The sequence below is a fragment of the Anabaena sp. CA = ATCC 33047 genome, from assembly GCF_963870205.1.
GTDB lineage: Bacteria > Cyanobacteriota > Cyanobacteriia > Cyanobacteriales > Nostocaceae > Trichormus.
Window position 1 is genome coordinate 1 of record NZ_CAWMSA010000076.1, and the last position, 2267, is coordinate 2267.

Consider the following 2267-nt stretch of genomic DNA (forward strand, 5'->3'; position numbering starts at 1 on the left):
AAACAAATTGAAAAAACTGCTCAAACTGCTCAAGAGGCACAGAGTTTAGCCAATCAAGCCCAAGGAATGGATGCTACTCAGAATGTTCTCAAAGCAATAGCCGCACAAAACGCGCAAATAGCTTCCATGCTGGCACAGCAACGCACTGATTCGCTGCAATCACGACAAGATACAGCACAATCAAATTTAATGCTCAATCAGATTGCAGAGAATTTGAGTAATCAAACTCAAAAACAAGAAACTCAACGAATAGGTTTAATTTCGGTTAATCATGAATTAATCGGAATGTTAAGTTTAGACCCTACTTATCAAGACAACAAATAATTATTATGGTAGTGAGTATTTATTTTGCTTTTAGTGGTGGAGATTTACTGCAAAATTCAGCTAATGCTTCTGAAGAGATTGCCAAAGGCTTTGACGAACTTTGGCAAGAGACTCTTACTGGTGATTTATACACTGCGATGTGTAATTTAGGGGTGCTGTTTGCAGTTTCAACTCTGATATTTTTCTTAGTTGAATGGACAAAGCAAATGATTAATGGGGAAGAACAACGTGCAATTGCTGATTTCGTTTGGGTGCTAATAGTTGCAGTTTTATTACTAAATAATGGTTCTCTTTTAAAAGAGGGAACATTAGGAGTTCGTAACTTAATTAATAATACTAATAACTCGGTTTTAAAATACGCAGCTAAAGGTTCTGATTTAAGAGAAGCTTATCAAAGAGCTTTAGGTGATGAGGCTACCCGTCAAGCAATCAAGTTAGAAATTGAAAATTGTCAGACATCTTCCTTATCTCCAGAAGATGCTATTACTTGCTTGGAAGATGCAAAGACTAGACTACAAAATGAATATCCTCAATATTTTACTGGGGTAAGTGGGCCACTCAAAGGGATGATTGAAAGGCTAGATAGAATTATTAATGCTCCTATTGATGCAATCAAAGGAAACGCTAATCCATTACAAGTTTTGTTTTCTCCATTTACTGCCATTATTGGCAATAATATTCGAGAAATTGTCACCTACCTTCTATTAGGACTAAATGGTGCTTACCAATGGGGTATAGAGTTAACCATGTTAGTGTCAGCACTTATTGGCCCATTAGCGGTAGGAGGGTCTTTATTACCTTATGGTGGAAAAGCAATTTTCGCATGGCTAACTGGATATTTCAGTGTAGGTATGGCAAAGCTTAGTTTCAATATGATTGCTGGATTTGCTGCTCAATTAATGGTGACATCCAGGGCAGATCAGCCCTTATTCTTTTTGTTTGTTATCGGAATTATTGCACCTTTTTTAGCTACTGGTTTAGCCGCCGGTGCTGGATTAGCAGTCTTGCAACAAGTTAATAAGGCAGCAGAGTTTTATGGCTCTCTTGCTATTAATGTGGGAAGTGCAGTTTTGACAAAAGGTGCTGGAGCAATTGCCAAAAAAATTCAGCCTTAAAACTCAGGAAATGAATGCTAAAAACTAATAAAGCTCAGAAAGAAAAATTAACCCTCCTCAGTTACGGAGATTCTGTTAGCACAAAATTTGGACTCATTACTTTAACAGCTTTTGCATTTGCTGTTTTATCATTATTAATTCAATTAGTCAACTATGGGGCAATTCAAAGACTATCTAATCAACAAGTTCCCACACTAATTCAACTATCTTCAGGAGAAACTATTCGTGCTAAGGCAGTTTCTTCTACAGAGCGTTCTCATGAAGTCATCAAAAAATTTGTGTCAGATACATTCATCAGAATGTTTAACTGGGATGGTTTGGTGCAAACTTTTAATGAAAGGGGAGAAGTAGAAACTAAACAAGATATCGGCATAGAAATCAAAAATGGTAATCAAAACCAAAAAATAACAACTAAAGCTTATGAAGCTTCATTTGCCATTACAGAAAAAGAAGATTTTCGGGGAGCGTTTCTCCGCAAGTTGGCAGAAATGACCCCAGATGGCGTGTTCAATGGAAATTCACAAGTTTCTTTGATTCCCCGATTCATCTCCGAACCTCGTAAACTTCGAGATGGCAGATGGGAAGTTGATTTAATTGCAACTTTGGTTACTTTTTCTCGTAATAATAACGCTGGTGAAGGAATTGCCTTTAATAAAACTATTACTGTGGAAGCAATTACTACTCCACAAAAATTGCCTAATAATACTACAGAGTTAGCTAGAAAAATTTATACGGCTCGGCAAGCTGGACTAGAAATTACTCAAATTGTTGACTTGGATTTAAGCAATAAAGGTAGATAAAATGAATCAATTAGCTATTTTAGATGAC

At 36.5% G+C, this 2267-nt stretch carries 2 protein-coding genes and 1 pseudogene; all 3 read left to right on the top strand.

The window, feature by feature from the left end; translation table 11 throughout:
* Positions 1–324 (top strand): annotated as a pseudogene (locus tag AACS98_RS21795) (hypothetical protein); the annotation flags it as partial.
* A gap of 5 nt (positions 325–329) precedes the next feature.
* Positions 330–1439, top strand: coding sequence for a hypothetical protein (locus AACS98_RS21800; protein WP_066384003.1), 1110 nt, complete (start codon positions 330–332; stop codon positions 1437–1439).
* Positions 1440–1453: 14 nt separating this feature from the next.
* On the top strand, positions 1454–2239 hold the full coding sequence (locus AACS98_RS21805; RefSeq protein WP_066384006.1) for a hypothetical protein: 786 nt from the start codon (positions 1454–1456) through the stop codon (positions 2237–2239).
* The last annotated feature ends 28 nt before the right edge of the window (positions 2240–2267 follow it).